Origin of the sequence: Shewanella cyperi (assembly GCF_017354985.1) — a bacterium.
Taxonomy (GTDB): domain Bacteria; phylum Pseudomonadota; class Gammaproteobacteria; order Enterobacterales; family Shewanellaceae; genus Shewanella; species Shewanella cyperi.
This window is the reverse complement of record NZ_CP071501.1, coordinates 3217310-3234352: the sequence shown is the minus strand read 5'-3', so window position 1 is coordinate 3234352 and position 17043 is coordinate 3217310. Positions and strand designations below refer to the sequence as shown.

General features: G+C 57.1%; 16 protein-coding genes. 10 read left to right on the top strand and 6 right to left on the bottom strand.

Annotated elements, in window-relative coordinates:
• Positions 1–62: 62 nt before the first annotated feature.
• Positions 63–1403, bottom strand: coding sequence for a Na+/H+ antiporter NhaC family protein (locus JYB84_RS14240; RefSeq protein ID WP_207320689.1), 1341 nt, complete (start codon positions 1401–1403; stop codon positions 63–65).
• 441 nt (positions 1404–1844) lie between these two features.
• Here JYB84_RS14240 and JYB84_RS14235 point away from each other — a divergent pair, with 441 nt between their 5' ends.
• The 10 genes from JYB84_RS14235 (at position 1845) to JYB84_RS14190 (ending at position 12691) form a co-directional block, all read left to right on the top strand.
• The gene (locus JYB84_RS14235) at positions 1845–3485 is read left to right on the top strand and encodes a methyl-accepting chemotaxis protein (RefSeq protein ID WP_207320688.1); all 1641 of its coding nucleotides are present in this window, start codon (positions 1845–1847) and stop codon (positions 3483–3485) included.
• Between the two features lie 11 nt (positions 3486–3496).
• Complete coding sequence (locus JYB84_RS14230) at positions 3497–4447, top strand: ethylbenzene dehydrogenase-related protein (RefSeq protein WP_207320687.1); 951 nt, start codon at positions 3497–3499, stop codon at positions 4445–4447.
• Between the two features lie 41 nt (positions 4448–4488).
• The gene (locus JYB84_RS14225) at positions 4489–5409 is read left to right on the top strand and encodes a DmsE family decaheme c-type cytochrome (protein ID WP_207320686.1); all 921 of its coding nucleotides are present in this window, start codon (positions 4489–4491) and stop codon (positions 5407–5409) included.
• Positions 5410–5421: 12 nt separating this feature from the next.
• Positions 5422–7482 (top strand): MtrB/PioB family decaheme-associated outer membrane protein, encoded by a 2061-nt coding sequence (locus JYB84_RS14220; RefSeq protein ID WP_207320685.1) that lies wholly within the window; start codon positions 5422–5424, stop codon positions 7480–7482.
• Positions 7483–7545: 63 nt separating this feature from the next.
• Positions 7546–8136: a cytochrome b gene (locus tag JYB84_RS14215; RefSeq protein WP_207320684.1), complete on the top strand. Its 591-nt coding sequence runs from the start codon at positions 7546–7548 to the stop codon at positions 8134–8136.
• Positions 8137–8325: 189 nt separating this feature from the next.
• A complete protein-coding gene (mpl, locus tag JYB84_RS14210) occupies positions 8326–9690 on the top strand; it encodes a UDP-N-acetylmuramate:L-alanyl-gamma-D-glutamyl-meso-diaminopimelate ligase (protein ID WP_207320683.1) in 1365 nt (454 codons plus the stop codon).
• Positions 9691–9717: 27 nt separating this feature from the next.
• Positions 9718–10365 carry a flavin prenyltransferase UbiX gene (locus JYB84_RS14205; RefSeq protein WP_228290790.1) on the top strand — a complete coding sequence of 216 codons (648 nt, stop codon included), beginning with the start codon at positions 9718–9720 and terminating at the stop codon, positions 10363–10365.
• A 7-nt stretch (positions 10366–10372) separates the two neighbouring features.
• Entirely contained in the window at positions 10373–10903 is a 531-nt protein-coding gene (gene hpt, locus JYB84_RS14200) for a hypoxanthine phosphoribosyltransferase (protein ID WP_207320682.1), read from the top strand.
• An 88-nt stretch (positions 10904–10991) separates the two neighbouring features.
• A complete protein-coding gene (locus JYB84_RS14195) occupies positions 10992–11924 on the top strand; it encodes an ABC transporter ATP-binding protein (protein ID WP_207320681.1) in 933 nt (310 codons plus the stop codon).
• A complete protein-coding gene (locus tag JYB84_RS14190; protein WP_207320680.1) occupies positions 11921–12691 on the top strand; it encodes an ABC transporter permease in 771 nt (256 codons plus the stop codon). Before JYB84_RS14195 ends, JYB84_RS14190 begins: the two co-directional genes overlap by 4 nt.
• Before the next feature lie 2 nt (positions 12692–12693).
• On the opposite strand, the gene JYB84_RS14185 is transcribed toward JYB84_RS14190, so the two are convergent.
• The 5 genes from JYB84_RS14185 to pcnB all read right to left on the bottom strand — a co-directional run bounded on the left by JYB84_RS14185 (position 12694) and on the right by pcnB (position 16904).
• A complete protein-coding gene (locus JYB84_RS14185) occupies positions 12694–13203 on the bottom strand; it encodes a DUF4124 domain-containing protein (RefSeq protein WP_207320679.1) in 510 nt (169 codons plus the stop codon).
• 181 nt (positions 13204–13384) lie between these two features.
• Positions 13385–14230, bottom strand: coding sequence for a pantoate--beta-alanine ligase (panC, locus tag JYB84_RS14180; protein WP_207320678.1), 846 nt, complete (start codon positions 14228–14230; stop codon positions 13385–13387).
• A gap of 7 nt (positions 14231–14237) precedes the next feature.
• Positions 14238–15032: a 3-methyl-2-oxobutanoate hydroxymethyltransferase gene (panB, locus tag JYB84_RS14175; RefSeq protein WP_207320677.1), complete on the bottom strand. Its 795-nt coding sequence runs from the start codon at positions 15030–15032 to the stop codon at positions 14238–14240.
• 58 nt (positions 15033–15090) lie between these two features.
• The gene (gene folK / locus JYB84_RS14170; RefSeq protein ID WP_207320676.1) at positions 15091–15579 is read right to left on the bottom strand and encodes a 2-amino-4-hydroxy-6-hydroxymethyldihydropteridine diphosphokinase; all 489 of its coding nucleotides are present in this window, start codon (positions 15577–15579) and stop codon (positions 15091–15093) included.
• Entirely contained in the window at positions 15576–16904 is a 1329-nt protein-coding gene (gene pcnB, locus JYB84_RS14165; protein WP_228289632.1) for a polynucleotide adenylyltransferase PcnB, read from the bottom strand. Before pcnB ends, folK begins: the two co-directional genes overlap by 4 nt.
• Between the last annotated feature and the right edge of the window lie 139 nt (positions 16905–17043).

The following is a 17043-nucleotide window of genomic DNA, read 5'->3' as shown; positions in this document are numbered from 1 at the left end:
GACATATCCCTGTGTGCGGGGTCGACTGTGGGTTAGGGTTGTACCGCCGTCCCCGCTCGGGCTCAGTGACGTTTGCGAAAAATCACTATGACCAGGGCCACTGCCGCGAGGATCAGGCAATACCAAGCATAGGATACAGCTTCCAGTGGGCTGATGGCAAAGGTTGTCGCCAACAACAAAGCTTGGGCTCCGTAGGGTATAAGCCCCTGAACGATACAGGAAAAAATGTCGAGTATGCTGGCCGCACGCTTGGGGCTGACACCGTGCTTGCGGGCCAGTTCGTGGGCAATTTCACCGCTGACCACAATGGACACAGTGTTGTTGGCCACGCAGGTATTGGTCAGGGACACTATTCCGGCCATGCCCAGTTCGGCCGCGCGGCAGGATGCTTCGCCACGGGCACTGGAAAAGCGTCGGATAAGAGCTTCAATGCCGCGGCTGACAAACGCCAGACCACCTTGCTGTTGCATCAGTGCCGCAAGCCCTCCCACCAACATGGAGAGGATGAAGATCTCCTGCATATTGCCAAAACCCTTGTAGATGTCCTGGCCGAACTGCACCAGTCCATAGCCATCGCCCACCAGTCCGGTCAAACCCGCCAGCACTATGCCGAGGGTAAGCACCACAAACACGTTCAGACCGGCTACCGCCAATACCAGGATGGTGAGATAGGGCATCACCTTGAGTAAATCCGGCTGCCCGGCACTCAGTTGGGCCTCTCCCTGGCCGGCAAAAATAAATACCACCAGGGTGATCAGGGCAGCCGGGGCCGCAAACATCAGGTTTTCACGGAATTTGTCTTTCATGTCACAGCCCTGGGTGCGGGTTGCGGCTATGGTGGTATCGGAAATGATCGACAGGTTGTCACCGAACAGGGCTCCGGAGAGCACGGCACCGGCCATCAGCCCATGATCTATCTGGGCCTGATCGGATACTCCAAGTGCTATGGGAGCCACTGCGGCTATGGTGCCCATGGAGGTGCCCATGGCGGTGGAAATAAAGGCCGCAATCACAAAGAAGCCCGGCAGCAGCAAATTGGAGGGGATAAGCGACAGCCCCAGGTTAACAGTGGCATCCACACCACCTGTGGCCTTGGCCACGGCGGCAAAGGCGCCGGCCAGCAAATAAATCAGGCACATGGCTATGATGTTGCTGTGGCCAATACCCTCCATAAAGGTTTCTATGGCCCGGTTCAGCCCCTGCTTCGACAGGAGCAGCGCCAGAACTATGGCCGGCAATATGGCCACCACACTGGGCAGTTGGTAGAAGGCGAATTCCACCCCCTGGTGTTGGAAATAGAGTCCGGCACCGATAAACAGGGCCAGAAATAACAGCAGTGGCAACAGGGCCACAAAGGAAGCGGGCGAGCGTTGGCCGGCCGCAGCGTTAGGCGCTTGGTTCAATCTGAATTCTCTCGTGAGTCCCGGAATGCGACCTACAAAGGTCTGTTTTTCCGGGAGAATGCTTATTAAGTACGGCTGGTTAGCCCTCAACTTAGGCGAAAGAATATGGGATAACCAGCCTTCTGTCAATTTAGACGTCTAGATGGTTAAACGTCCGTTTTGAAAGTGTTGTAATTTTGTCGAGTTGGCTGAAACGTCACCCGGCGGGACCTAAGGGGCATACCGTATGCAATGTGCGCCTGATCACAGCCTTGAATAAAAACAAGAAATTTCGCGAAAAGCACTTATGTCATTGTTTTTTATTCGACAAAACAGCAGCTATGCTTAAGCGTTTGTTGAATAACTTGTCCTATATCAATAAAGGACTTTTTCTTCTCTGCTAGAAAGTGCTGCAACTTCTGTGGGAGCGGCTCCATCGAACAGTTTTTTAAGGAACACGCTATGGCAAGACTCTTTCGTAACATGATCGGCTCAGTCACCGGTAAGGTGTTTGCGTCCCTGTCTATTGTGTTTCTGTTTATCACTGTTGCCACCATTGCCACCGTTTATCACTCAGAGAAGAACATGTCCTATGACATGGCCCGGCAACGCGTTGACACCATGAGCTACTTCTACATCGACATGATGAATCTGATGATGATCAACGATGAAATGGACGACAGGGATCTGGTGAAACAAAAGGTCCTGGCCCAGGAAGGGGTGCTGGATGTGCGCATGATCCGTCATCCCATAATGAACACCATGAATGACGGCGAGTTTGCCCCCGGACCTGCCGAGCAGAAACCCAGGGATGAACTGGAGCGCCAGTCACTGGAAGGTTCCGGCCAGACCCTGGAACAGATTTGGGAAGGCGATGATGGCCGGGTGCTGACCATCATCAATCCCTTTTATGCCCTCAAGGATTACCGTGGTACCGATTGCCTGGGTTGCCATAAGGTGGACGACGGCACCCTGGTGGGGACTGTGCGTATCGACTACTCACTCAAGGCATTGGATGAACAGATTTTCCAGAACATTCTGAAGTCCACCGCCATTCAGTTGTTGTTGTTTCTGGCCGGATTCGGTCTCTTTGCCGTGCTGATCCGCACTGTTGTGTCGGGCCCACTCACTAACCTGATGAACAGCATAGTGCGCATCGAAAAAGACAGCGACCTGGTATCCCGGGTAGAGGTGGATTCCCGGGACGAGTTTGGCAAGGTGGGACGGGTGTTCAACCGCATGATGGAATTTATCCACGGCAGCATGGAGCAGGTGGCTCAGGCTACCGACGAGGTTAACGAGGCCGTGGGTCGCATTAACCAACAATCCAAGCAAACGGTGGAGGCCATAGAGTACCAGACTTCTTCCACCGAGCAGGTGGCCACCGCCATTGCCGAGATGGAGCAGTCCTCACTGGAAGTGAGTGCCAACGCCGCCCATGCCGCCAAGATGTCCGATGAAGCCAATGCCCTCAGTCTGGAAGGCATCAAGGTGGCGGAAGACTCGATTCAGGCCATCAGCTCCCTCGCCCATGAGGTGGAAAATGCCGCCATGATGATCACCAAGCTCAATGACAAAACCAGCGATGTCGGCAGCGTGCTTGGGGTGATCAAGAGCATTGCCGAGCAGACCAACCTGCTGGCCCTCAACGCCGCCATTGAGGCCGCCCGTGCCGGCGAACATGGTCGTGGTTTTGCCGTGGTGGCCGATGAGGTACGGGCCCTGTCGAAGAAGACCCATGATTCCGCGCGGGAAATCGAAGACATGATCGCATCGTTGCAGAAAGAGGCCGATGCCGCGGTGAAATTTGTTGAACCCGCCAAACAGACAGCTGAAAACGGTATCAACCAGGTACAGCGGGCGGTGGATTCTCTGCGCGAGATAGCCGACAAAATAGCCGGCATCAACGAACTCAACCATCAGATGGCCGTCGCCTCCGATGAGCAGAACCGGGTGACCCAGGACATCAATCACAATGTGCTGGAAATCAAGAGTATCTCCGAAGAAACCGCCAGCCATTCCAAGTCGAATCAGCAGCAAACAGAGCAGTTGTTGGCCCTGGTGCTGGAACTGAACCAAATGATCAAACAATTCAAACTCTAGGAACACACAAGATGAATAACAAATTCGGTTCATTGTCACTGTCGCTCATAGGCCTGTGCTCCCCCCTGTTGCTGGCGTCTGCGCCGGCCCTGGCCCTGGATTGGGCCGCGGCCCCGGTGAAAGAAGTTCCTATGTTTTATGCCGGCCAGACCGGCATGGAGTGGATGTACGATAAGAAGGCCCACGACGGTGCTGCCCGCTTTGAAAAACGCGGCATGCATTGCCTCGAGTGTCACACCGGGGATGAGAAGAAATTCGGCCCCAATCAGGTGGGCGGCAAGACTGACACAGATCCCTTCCCGGGCCGCACTCCCTTTGTCAATGCCAGGGTGCAGGCCGCCTTTGATGCCGGCAATTTCTATCTGAGAGTCCAGGTACCCAAAACCGCTGCCGGTGGCAAGGTTATGGACAGCAAGTACCTGCAAAAGCTGACCGTGATGCTCGATGACGGCGGGGTGCCCGAGTTTGCCCAGGGCGGTTGCTGGGCCGTGTGCCACCAGGACAGCACAGCCATGCCGGAAGCGGCAGGTCGCGAGATCACCAAGTACCTGGCGGGTAGCCGCAAGGAGATCCAAAAACGTATCGGTGGCGGCACTGATTTTGTCGCCGATGGCGATTTGGCCGGTTTGATGGCCAAGGGTTATTTCCTTGAGTATTGGCAGGCCAGATTTAACACGGCCGCCGATGTCAGTGCCATAGACGGCATCATTCTCAAGGATCGTCAAACCAACGACAGCGCTCTGGTAACTGCCCAGGTGACCGATAGCGGCGCCGACTGGGTGGTGGACTTCAGCCGGCCATTGGCGGCAGATGCCAATCACAAGGCACTGGCACCGGGCAAGCAATACAACATAGGCCTGGCCCTCCATGACCAGTCCTCCAATGGCCGCTTCCACATTGTCAGCTTTGAATATTCGCTGACTCTGGGCGGCGATGGAAACATTAACGCTGTAAAGCAATGAGTTAGAAACGTAAACACAATAAAAACATGAGTGGTGGAGCGATGATGAAAAAACTGAGCCTGATGGCCGCGGTCGGTTGGTTGCTGCTTGCGCAACCTGCCTTTGCCGACGATGGCCCCAAATACGATCCCCGGGGGACCAAGGGGTGTATGAAGTGTCACGATGTGGATGCCGAAAAGCCGATTATGGCCATTCAGCACACTGTCCACGCCGTGATTGCCGATGCCGATTCACCTTTTGCCAAGAATAACCGCGGCTGTGAATCCTGCCACGGACCGAGCGCCGGTCACGGTGCCAACCTGCAGGATGACGAGGTGCGTCCGGCTCCCGCCATCAACTTCAACACCAGCCTGGGGCTGTCGCCGGTCAAAGATCGTGAAGAAGCCTGTCTCAATTGCCACCAGAAACAGGGGCATGTGGCCCAGTGGCAGGGCAGTGCCCACGAACAGGCCGATGTCAGCTGTACCAGCTGCCATGAGCTGCACACCCAGAATGATCCCATGTTGGATAAAAAGCTGCAGGCCGAGAAGTGCTACAGCTGCCATACCAATGAGCGTATCGACAGCAACCGTGCCAGCCACCATCCGATGAAGGAAGGCCTGGTGACCTGTACCGATTGCCACCAGGTGCACGGCAGCAATGGCCCGTCGCTGCTGACCGGCTTTACCGTCAACGAGACCTGCTACAGTTGTCACGCCGAGAAACGCGGTCCTTTCCTGTGGGAACATGAGCCGGTGACCGAAAACTGTCTCAACTGCCACCTGGCCCACGGTTCCAACAATATGCGCCTGCTGAAGGTGCGTTCACCTTACCTGTGTCAAAGCTGCCACATGCAGAAGGGCGGTCACGACTCCGCACTCAACCTGCCAGGGGATTCCAAGTTTGACCAGAAGGGCTGTGTGAACTGTCACTCGTCGGTCCATGGTTCCAACCATCCATCCGGCATCAAGCGGCACAGATAAGGAGCGAACAAGATGAAAACTTCAAAACTGGCTTCCTGGATCCTGCTCGCCCTCTACGGCGCCCTGCCTTTGTGTGCCAGTGCTGCCGATGACGATGAAAAGTCTGATTTTTATGATATTCCCTATGAAACTACCCGTCTGGTGGAATTCACCAACTGGATAGATATAGGCACCAAGTACATCTTTGATGACTCGCTGCGCTATGGCCAGTTCAATGGCGAATCTGAAAAGGGCCTCAGTGCCATACTCAACGGTCACATCTTTTCCCTGAACACTGAGGATGAAGACAAGGCCCGTTTCTACGAGATGGACCTGCGGGATCTCGGCACGGATGCACAGCAGCTGCAGCTGGCCTTCGGTTCCCAGGGAACCTACAAGGTGAACCTGGATTACCAGGAAAACTATTACCGCGAGCTGTTTATGAACGGTGCCCAGAGTCTGTATCACGCCGCCTGGGGCACCACCAACCTGGGTGAACCCGGCAGTGAACTGGGCGAAGTGGATTCGGCCCTGAGCCGGCAAAATCTGGAACTGGGCCTGAATTGGGACTTCCTGGAACATTGGAATCTGGCACTGAGCTACAACCAGACAGACAAGGACGGCTCCCGTACCCGTGGTATATACGGCGGCCCCGTGTTTCTGGCGGAAGCCATTGACAGCCTGACCACTGAACTGACCACCAAGCTGCAGTATTTGGGCAGTCACTACCAGTTCTCCGTGGGTTACCTGTATTCGGGTTATGAAAATAACTTTGACTTCCAGGACATAACGGTACTGAGCAAGGGCAAGTCTATCGCATCGCGACTTGGAGTGGATCCGGATAACCAGTTCCACCAGGTCAATGCCGATCTGCTGTATAACCTGGGCGATAACACCCGTATTCAGCTGTACGCTGCCAAGGGTAAGGCGCGCCAGAATGCTCAATTCCTGGCGGCTTCCATCAATGCCGACATTGAACAGCCCGCCGACAGCCTCAACGGTGAGGTGGATTACCGGGATCTCAAGTTCTATTTAAACCACAGGTTCTCTTCGGCCGTGGGCGTTAACCTGCTGGCGCGCGACACCGACAGGGATAACCGCACTGCGCCGCTGGACATCACCTACGTCATGATTGATGGCACAGCGCCAGCGAAAGGTAATCCCTACAGCACCATGCCCCTGTCCTGGAGTGAGCGTGAGTATGCCATTGATGCTTACTGGCGCATCAATCAACTGGTGAAACTCAGCGCCGGTGCCCAGACCAAGGCCTTCGAGCGCACCAGTTCTGTGGCCAAGGAAAGCGACACCGACAAACTGTGGCTCAGGGTTAACCTGAGTCCGGTCACCAGCGTGGATGCCGAGCTTAAGCTCAGCCGTGAAGACAGGGAGGCCAATGAATACATTGCCCCCGAAACCAGTGTGTTCGGTCAGCCCATCAATCCGCTGCTGCGTCAGCGTCACAAGGGCGATGTCGAGACCGACAGGCTGCAACTGAACCTGAGGTATAACCCCAGCGCCGAGTTTTCCATCGGTTTGACGGGGGACTACAAGGACCTGAGTTACGGTGAGCCGGATAACTTCGGCGTCAAGAACAGCAAGACCAAGAGCTATAGTTTGGATTTTGCTTATATGCCTACAGCTCAGAGCCAGATCACAGTTTACGCGGGTCGAAATGAGTATGATGAGGACCAATATGGCGAGCGCAATGGCACCTGGCGGGTATTCTTCGCCGATGCCGCCAATGTCTACGGTCTGAATGCCAAATGGGAGCTGGTTGAGGACAGTTTGGCCCTCGAAGCCGATGTCAATTACACCGATATCAACCAGGATCTGGATTCGCGGATCCTGACCGGTGATGACGCCGGCACAGAGAAAGACTATGGCCTGGTAGACAGCCGTGAAGTGTGGGCGACCGTGACCCTGATCTATCGTCTGGATCCCACCGCCGAAGTCAGATTGGGTTACGAGCACATGACCTACGATAACAACGACGAGCAATACTTCCAGCTCGACGATGTGGTCGGTGCCTTCAGCAACCTGGCACTGGCCGATTCGGTGGACACAGTCTCGCTGAGTTACAAGAAGTTCTTCTGAGGATAACGGGAGCCTGAGGGCTCCCGACTACCCTGGGGGAGATCCTGCTTAGGAGAATCAAACATGATATCCAATCTTATCCATGACTATGGCTACAAGATAGCCAGGCTGTTGCACTGGATTTGTGCGGTGTATTTTATCATTCTGCTGTTTTCCATGCCCATAATGCTGGATTTCGCCAGTAACTCCAGCCAACGGGCGGAGGCGACCCTGTACCACCAGAAGTTTGGTGGCTGGTTTATTCTGTTCCTGTTGCTGCGTTCACTGTGGCTTTACATCATGGACAAGCGTCCGGTGCAAACCCATTACCGCCACAAGTATCAACTTGTGCTGGCAAGACTCAATCATCTGACCCTGTATTTTCTGATGATTGCCATGCCGCTGACGGGGCTGGCCCTGGTGCTGGCCGATGGCAAGCCACTGGAATTGTTCGGTGTGCTCTGGTGGGGCGGCAGTGACACTCCCTTCAGTGAAGACCTGGCCTACTATGCCAAGGAAGCCCACCTGTGGGCGATAGATCTGATCTACTTTGTGTTTGGTCTGCATATCCTCGGGGTGCTGGTGCACTTCTTCGAGGAGAACGATGCCGGCGAGCTGGCTCAGCCCGCCGAATCAGATACCACATTGGATATGCCGCCCAAAGCGCTCAAATAAACCAAAGCGCTCAAGTGATCTTGGATCCGGAAAAGCCGCCAGTGGGCGGCTTTTTTATTGCCGGGCATCCGGCATTTATCGGCCTTAAGCCCGCGCTCGCCACCCGCACCCGCTATGGGTACAATAGCCGCTGATTATTTTTCTGGATGAGGCGCTTAAGGCTTTGCCAAAGCGCCCGGAATGGGGTCTATGCACGTACATATTCTCGGCATTTGCGGTACTTTCATGGGCGGCCTGGCGCTGCTCGCCAGGGCCATGGGGCACAAGGTGACAGGGTCCGATGCCAATGTTTACCCGCCCATGAGCACCCAGCTGGAGCAGCAGGGCATAGCCCTTATCAGCGGTTTTGACCCGTCACAGCTGGATCCTGCACCGGATCTGGTGGTCATAGGCAATGCCATGAGCCGCGGTAACCCCTGTGTCGAGGCCGTGCTGGACAAGGGCCTGGCCTATACCTCGGGCCCGCAGTTTTTGCGGGATCATATTTTACCCGGTCGCTGGGTGTTGGCCGTGTCCGGTACCCATGGCAAAACCTCCACCTCCAGCATGCTGGCCTGGATTTTGGAAGATTGCGGCTATGAGCCGGGCTTCCTTATCGGCGGCGTGCCACAGAATTTCGGGATCTCGGCGAGGCTTGGCAATTCGCCTTTCTTCGTGGTTGAGGCCGATGAATACGACAGCGCCTTCTTCGATAAGCGCTCCAAGTTTGTCCACTACCAGCCGCGCACTTTGGTTATCAACAATCTGGAATTCGATCATGCCGACATCTTCGATTCCCTCGCCGATATCCAGCGTCAGTTCAATCACCTGATCCGTACCGTGCCCGCCAGCGGCAAGGTTATCTGGCCCAAGGACAGCGAGGCGGTGCAGCAGGTACTGGACAAGGGGCTGTGGAGCGAGCAGGAAGGCTTCAGCCATCAGGCCGGCGCCGACTGGCAGGTGCGCGCCCTGAGCGACGACAGCCACAGGTTTGAGGTGTTGTTCCAGGGCGAAGTGCAGGGCGTGCTCGACTGGAGCCTGCTCGGCAAGCACAACATGGAAAACGCCGCCATGGCCATAGCCGCCGCCCGCCATGTGGGCGTGGCACCTGCCGCCGCCATCGAGGCACTGGCCAAATTTGCGCCGCCGAAACGGCGCCTTGAGCTGCTGGGTGAGGCTGGTGGGGTCAGGGTGTTTGATGACTTTGCCCATCATCCCACCGCCATTGCCACTACCTTGCAGGGGCTGCGGGCCGCCGTGGGCGAGGGCAGGATCATTGTGGTGCTGGAACCGCGCTCCAATACCATGAAGCGCGGGGTGCACAAGGACACCCTGGCGGGCTCCATGGCGCTGGCGGATCTGGCCTTCCTGTACCAGGCCGACAATATCGGCTGGGATCTGGCCGCTGCCATGGCCCAGGCACCGCTGCCGGTGCAGGTGGACTATGATATTGATACCCTGGTTGCCAGGGTAGTGGCGTCCAGCCAAGCCGGTGACAGCATAGTGGTGATGAGCAACGGTGGTTTTGGCGGTATTCACGGCAAGCTGCTCGACGCGCTCAAACACAGGGCCTGAATCGGGACTTAATTACAGGGACACACAGTGATCACAGCCAACCCCAAAAGTATCAGCCTGGCCTGGACCGGTGCCTCGGGCGCCCCCTATGGTCTGCGCTTGCTGCAATGCCTGCTCAATGCCGAATACACTGTGTTCCTTATGGTGTCCAGCGCCGCCCGGGTGGTGCTGGCCACCGAAGAGGGACTCAAGCTCAGCAGCGACAGCAACAAGGCCGAGGCCCAACTGCGCAGCCTGCTGGGCACAGATGCAGGTGAGTTGCGTCTGCTTGGCAAGGAAGAATGGTTTTCACCCCCGGCCTCGGGCTCGGCGGCGCCGAAACAGATGGTGATTTGCCCCTGTTCCACCGGCACTCTGGCGGCCGTGGCTACCGGCATGAGCAACAACCTGCTGGAGCGGGCGGCGGACGTGGTGCTCAAGGAGCGCGGTCAGCTGATCCTGGTGCCCAGGGAAACTCCCTTCAACGCCATTCATCTGGAGCACATGCTGTCATTGACGCGCATGGGGGCCACCATAATGCCGGCGGCACCGGGTTTTTATCACAATCCCCAATCGGTGTCAGATCTGGTAGACTTCATGGTCGCCCGCATACTGGACCACCTGGGCATAGACCAGCAACTCCTGGGGCGTTGGGGCTATGGCAAACTAGCCAGCCCGCAGGTATCTGATAATTGAGAGTAATATGAAACACACCATTGAAGAGATGATCTCGGCCGAGGCCATTGACCAGAAACTGAACGAGATGGCTGAGCGCATCAATGCCCACTACGCCAACAGTGAGCGCCTGCTGATGGTGGGCCTGCTCAAGGGCTCCGTGGTCTTCATGGCGGATCTGTGCCGCCGCATCAAGGGCCATGTGGAAATCGACTTTATGTCAGTCTCCAGCTATGGCAATGCCATGACCAGCTCCCGTGACGTCAAAATCCTCAAGGACGTGCAGTCTGATCTGGCCGGTCGCGATGTGCTGATAGTGGAAGATTTGATCGACTCAGGCAACACCCTCAACAAGGTGCGGGAAATGCTGTTGCTGCGTGAGCCCAAGAGCCTGGCCCTGTGCACCCTGCTGGACAAGCCGGAGCGCCGCGAGGTCAATGTGCCGGTGGATTTCGTCGGCTTCACCATTCCCGACGAATTCATCGTCGGCTATGGCATAGATTACGCCGAGCAGTACCGCAATCTGCCTTACATTGCCAAGGTTATTCCGCTGGAATAAGCTGCTTGTCTGCTGCACATTAACGGGGGCCTGGCCCCCGTTTTTCATCGGGATACACAGAGATAAACCAAGCCTACAGAGAGAAAGCATGAGCTCCATTGCCGCACTCGAAATTGCTGAATTGCGCAAGACCTACGCCGGCGGTACCGAAGCCGTCAAGGGCATCAGCCTCAAGGTTGAGCAGGGGGATTTCTTCGCCCTGCTGGGACCCAACGGCGCCGGTAAGTCCACCACCATAGGCATCATCAGTTCCCTGGTACACAAGACCGGCGGCAAGGTGAAGGTCTTCGGCCACGATATTGACCGGGAGCTGGAGCAGGCCAAGTTGTGTATCGGCCTGGTGCCCCAGGAATTCAACTTCAACCAGTTCGAGACTGTGCTGCAAATCGTGGTCAACCAGGCCGGTTATTACGGGGTGCCGCGGCCGCTGGCCCTGGTTCGGGCCGAGAAGTATCTGAAGGAACTGGATCTGTGGGACAAGCGCAACACCGCCTCGCGGCAGCTGTCCGGCGGCATGAAGCGGCGCTTGATGATAGCCCGGGCCCTGATGCACGAGCCCAAGCTGCTCATTCTCGATGAGCCCACCGCCGGGGTCGATATCGAGCTGCGGCGCTCCATGTGGACCTTTTTGCAGCAGCTCAACCGCCAGGGGGTGACCATAATACTCACCACCCACTACCTGGAAGAGGCCGAGATGCTGTGCCGCAACATAGGCATCATAGATCAGGGCGTTTTGGTGCAGTGCACCAGCATGAAGAAACTGCTGGCGACCCTGAATATGGAGACCTTTGTGCTGGATCTGGGGCAGGACCTTGAGGCCGTGCCCGAGCTGGGTGATATACCCGCCCGCCTGACCGATCCCCACACCCTGGAAGTGGACATCGCCAAGTCACACAGCCTCAACAGCCTGTTTGCCCGTTTGAGCGAACTGGGTATCGAGGTGATCTCCATGCGCAACAAGGCCAACCGCCTGGAAGAACTGTTTGTGGCCCTGGTGGAGAATAAAGGAGCACGCCCATGAAGGCCCTGTACCTGACCGCGTTCAAGAGTATTCTGTACAAGGAAATCACCCGCTTTACCCGTATCTGGGTGCAGACCCTGGTGCCGCCGGCCATCACCATGACCTTGTATTTCCTGATCTTCGGCAATCTGGTGGGCAGCCGCATCGGCGAAATGGGTGGCGTTTCCTACATGGAGTTTATCGCCCCCGGCCTTATCATGATGTCGGTTATCACCAACTCCTACTCCAACGTGGCCTCGAGTTTTTTCAGCGCCAAGTTCCAGCGTAACCTGGAGGAGCTGATTGTTGCCCCCGTGCCCCACTATGTGATGATTGCCGGCTACGTTGGTGGCGGTGTGGCCCGCGGCCTGTGTGTGGGCCTGATAGTGACGCTGGTGGCCATGTGCTTCGTGGATTTGAGCGTGCAGCATTTGGGGCTGGTGGCCCTGACAGTGCTGATGACCTCTGTGCTGTTTTCCCTGGGGGGGCTTATCAATGCGGTGTTTGCCAAGAGCTTCGATGATATCAGCATCATCCCCACCTTTGTGCTGACGCCGCTGACCTACCTTGGCGGGGTGTTTTATTCCCTGTCACTGCTGCCGGACTTCTGGCGCGGCGTGTCGTCGCTGAACCCCGTGGTCTATATGATCAACATCTTCCGCTACGGCTTCCTCGGCTTTGCCGATATAGGCCTGGGCCTGTCCTTTGCTGTGATGTTGGGATTTTGCGGTGGCTTGTGGCTGCTGGCCTATTATTTGATTTCCCGCGGCATAGGCTTACGTACCTGAGGCTATTTCCTCGGCTGTAGCGGCAGGGTCTCGGCGGCGATAAGATCCCGGCGCAGGCTCAACTCGGCCATGGTGTCTTCGTTGAGCTTGATAAGGGCGTCAAAGCGGTCATTGAGTTCTTTCTTGTCCGCCAGGTATTGGGTGTCGTCGTCGCGCTTCTCCTGCCAATAACGCTTGCGCTCCAGTTTCTGCATCTCGCTGGCGCGCAGGATCTCATAGTAGCTGTTCTCCTGCTTCAGCCGGTACAGCTCGCTGTCGAGCAACTGCAGCAGCTTTTCCGGCGACAGGGCGTGTTTGCTCAGCAGCGCCTGCAGCGGGTCGTTCATCTTGGCATGATCCGAATCCACCTCTGTGGTCACACCCAGTTGGTAGCTGATTTCGTGTTGTTTGAACTCACTGGGACACACGGATTGGGAGAACACCACCTTGTCGTCCTTGATGCACTTGTAGATGGTATTGGCCTGAGCGGCCAGGGGCAGTAAACAGAGGATGCAGGTGACAAGTTTTACCATCTGGCCTGGGTTCCTTTGCCTGTGTTTGGAGCCGGCGATGCGGGTGAATGTGTTTAATATGGCCCAATCATTATCTAAAAACCAGTTTTTTTATAAGGGTTTGGGTGGTTAGGGCTGGCGTGTTCCACCACGCAAATAACAAGGGGGAGCCAATGCTCCCCCCTTGTTGATAGCCTGTGGCTCAGCGATTAAAGCACAGATTGTCTATCAACCGGGCCTTGCCCAACTGGGCGGCGGCCAGTACCACCAGTTCCCGATCGGCGTCTGTGGCCTCGGCCAGGGTCCTGGCACTGCGCACTTCCATATAGTCGGGGGTGAATCCTGCCTGGCGCAGGCTGTCATTGGCCTTGTTGCAGGCATCCGTAACGGCCATACCGGCCTGAATGTCGCTCGCCAGTTGGTCGAGGGCGCGCTTCAGGGCCGCGGCGCGCTGCTTCTCGTCGGCAGTTAAATAGCCGTTGCGTGAACTCATGGCCAGGCCCGAGGCTTCCCGTACTGTGTCTATGCCGACTATCTCCAGCGGCAGCGACAGATCTTCCACCATGGTCCTGATCACCAGCAGCTGCTGGAAATCCTTGCGGCCAAACAGAGCCACATCGGGCTGCACTATGTTGAACAGTTTCAGCACTATGGTGGCCACACCGCGGAAGTGCCCCGGACGACTGGCACCGCAAAGCACATCGGAAATACCCGGCACTTCCACAAAGGTCTGGGCGTCGAGGCCCTTGGGATAGATGATTTCGGGTGTCGGGGTAAACAGCAGTTCACAACCTGCGGCGGTCAGGGCCGCTTGGTCATCGGCCAGGGTGCGTGGATAGGCGTCGAGATCTTCATTTTTGCCAAACTGCATGGGGTTGACGAAGATGGATGCCACCACGTGGTCGGCACGCTTGCGGGCTTCATTTACCAGGTGAATATGGCCCGCATGCAGGTTACCCATGGTGGGCACAAAGGCCACGGTTTCGCCGCGGGCACGCCAGGCGCGAACCTGGGCGCGGATTTCATCAATTAAGGCTGTGGTGTGCATCTGGATCTCAATTAAATGTGTGTTCTTTGCCGGGGAAAGTGCCGTTGGCGACTTCCTCCTTAAAGGCTTTTACCGCGGCGCGGATTTCACCGGTTTGCGCCAGGTAGTTCTTGGAGAACTTGGGTATGTAGCCGCTGGAGATCCCCAGAACATCGTGCATCACCAGGATCTGGCCATCGGTGTCGGCACCGGCGCCTATGCCGATAACGGGTATGGTCAGGGCCTGTGTGATGGTCTTGGCCAGGGAGGCGGGGATACATTCCAATACCAGGAGTTGGGCACCGGCGGCCTGCAGGGCCTTGGCTTCCTCAAGAATGCGTTTGGCATTGGCCTCGTCGCGGCCCTGGATCTTGAAGCCGCCGAACACGTTGACCGACTGCGGCGTCAGGCCCAGGTGGGCACACACGGGGATGCCGCGCTCGGTCAACATGGTGACGGTTTGCAGCAGCCACTGGCCACCTTCAAGCTTGACCATGTTGGCACCGGCCTGCATCAGGATGGCGGCATTGTGCATGGCCTGCTCAGGGGTGGCATAGCTCATAAAGGGCATGTCGGCGATCAGCAGTGATTGCTTGATGCCGCGGCGCACCGAGCGGGTGTGATAGGCGATTTCGTCCGTGGTCACCGGCAGGGTATCTTCATTGCCCTGCAACACCATGCCCAGGGAATCCCCCACCAGTAATATTTCAATGCCTTCGGCATCAAAGGCGCCGGCAAAGCTGGCGTCATAGGCGGTCAGAGCCGTGAATTTTTTGCCTTCCTGCTTCATTTTCAGCAGGCTTGATGTAGTCACTTTAGCCATATAGGTCAATCTTATACTGCGTGTGGAAGTGGAGTTATATGCCAACTCTGGTCGGACTTCAATCCTCTTGGCCCAGTTGGTGAAGCTCGTCCCGTAAGCCCTGGTTGACCAGGTCTCCCAGGGACGTGCCGCAGGGCAGGACCAAATCCGGTGTCAGCTCATGGAGCGGCACCAGCACAAAGCTGCGTTGTTTCATACCGTAATGGGGCAGGGTCAGGCGCTCGCTGTCCATGGTGATATCGCCATAGAGCAAGAGGTCCAGATCCAGGGTTCTGGGGCCCCAGCGCAGCAGGCGCTCGCGGCCCTGGTCAAGCTCTATGGCCTGCAGCGCGTCCAGCAGCGCCAGCGGTGCCAACTCTGTCTCCAGGCTTGCCACCGCATTGACATAGTCGGGCTGGGCCACCTCTCCCATGGGGCGGGAGGCGTAATAGGATGACACCCTGAAGCTACCGGGGGCCGCCAAAGCAGACAGGGCCGCACAGGCCCTGTCCAATTGTTGCTTGGGTTCGGCGAGGTTGGCGCCGAGGGCGATATAGACCCGGGTCATTCGCCGCTGGCCGCCTGTTGACCACCCTCTGAGGGACCACGGCGACGGCGGACCCGCGACTTGCGGTTCTTGCCGGCACCCTTGTTGCTGGCGCGGGCAATGTCACCGCGCTCTTCTTCGTCGGCTTCAACAAAACGTTGCCACCAGGCAGCGGTTTTGGCCAGCGGGCCACCCTCGGCCTCGGCCCGAAGCAACAGCAGATCGTAGGCGGCGCGGAACTTGGGATTTTCCATCAGCTTGAAGGCACGGGTGCCCATGCTGCGCTCGAAGCGCATCTGCAGCTGCCAGATGTCCTTGGCCGGGGTGCTGAAACGGCGGGGAATACTGATGGTTTGGCATTGTTGCTCCATCACATCACCCATGGCGGCGAAATAGGCATCATAGATACCCAAGCCGCTTTCCAGGGCGATTTCCTCGGCGCGGGCCCGCAGCGGATACCAGAGCAGGGCAGCGTAGAAGAAGGCCGGGGTTACGGGCTTGTCTTCCAGCACCCGCAGGTCGGTGTTGCGCATCACCAGTTGCACCATGCGGGCCGCGGGCCCCTTGGTCGACTCGTTGATGCTGTTTTGCAGCAGCGGGAACAGGGGCTCGAACAGCTGATAGTCCTGCATCATCTGGTAGTTGGCCTGGGCCTTACCGGCGAAGAACAGCTTGAGCACTTCCTCGTACATTCGGGCGGCGGGAATGTCACGCAGCAGTGGCGCCAGGGTACGGATCGGGGCCGCGGTGGCATCTTCGATGCGCATGCCGAGCTTGGTGGCAAAGCGCACGGCACGGATCATGCGCACGGGATCTTCGCGATAGCGGGTCTCGGGATCGCCAATCAGGCGCAGCACGCCGTCATTGAGGTCTTCCATGCCGCCGCCGTAGCTGCGAATGGAGTAGTCGGCAATATCGTAATACAGGGCGTTGACGGTAAAGTCACGGCGCTCGGCGTCTTCATCTATGTCGCCGTAAACGTTGTCGCGCAGCAAGCGGCCCTCGGCGTTGGCCTTGGAAATCTTGTCGCCGTCTTCCTCACCGTGGTGACCACGGAAGGTCGCTACCTCAATCACATCACGGCCAAAAACTATGTGGGCCAGCCGGAAGCGACGGCCGACGATACGGCAGTTGCGGAACAGTTTCTTGATGTCTTCCGGGGTGGCGTTGGTCACCACGTCGAAGTCCTTGGGTTCCATACCCAGCAGCAGATCGCGCACACCGCCACCGACCAGGTAGGCCTGATAGCCAGCCTTATTCAGGCGATACAACACCTTAAGGGCATTTTCGCTGATGCTCTTGCGGGAGATGGTGTGGGCATTTCTGGGAACGACGCTGAGACTCAATCCCGAACCGGATTCGGTCTGGCTGACCGCCTCAACGGTTGGAGCGACGCTTGGGTCTACAAACAGCTGTTTACAGAACTGACTGATACGGCGAAAAATGGGACACCTCGGAACGTCATGTTATCGGGTTAAAAATCTG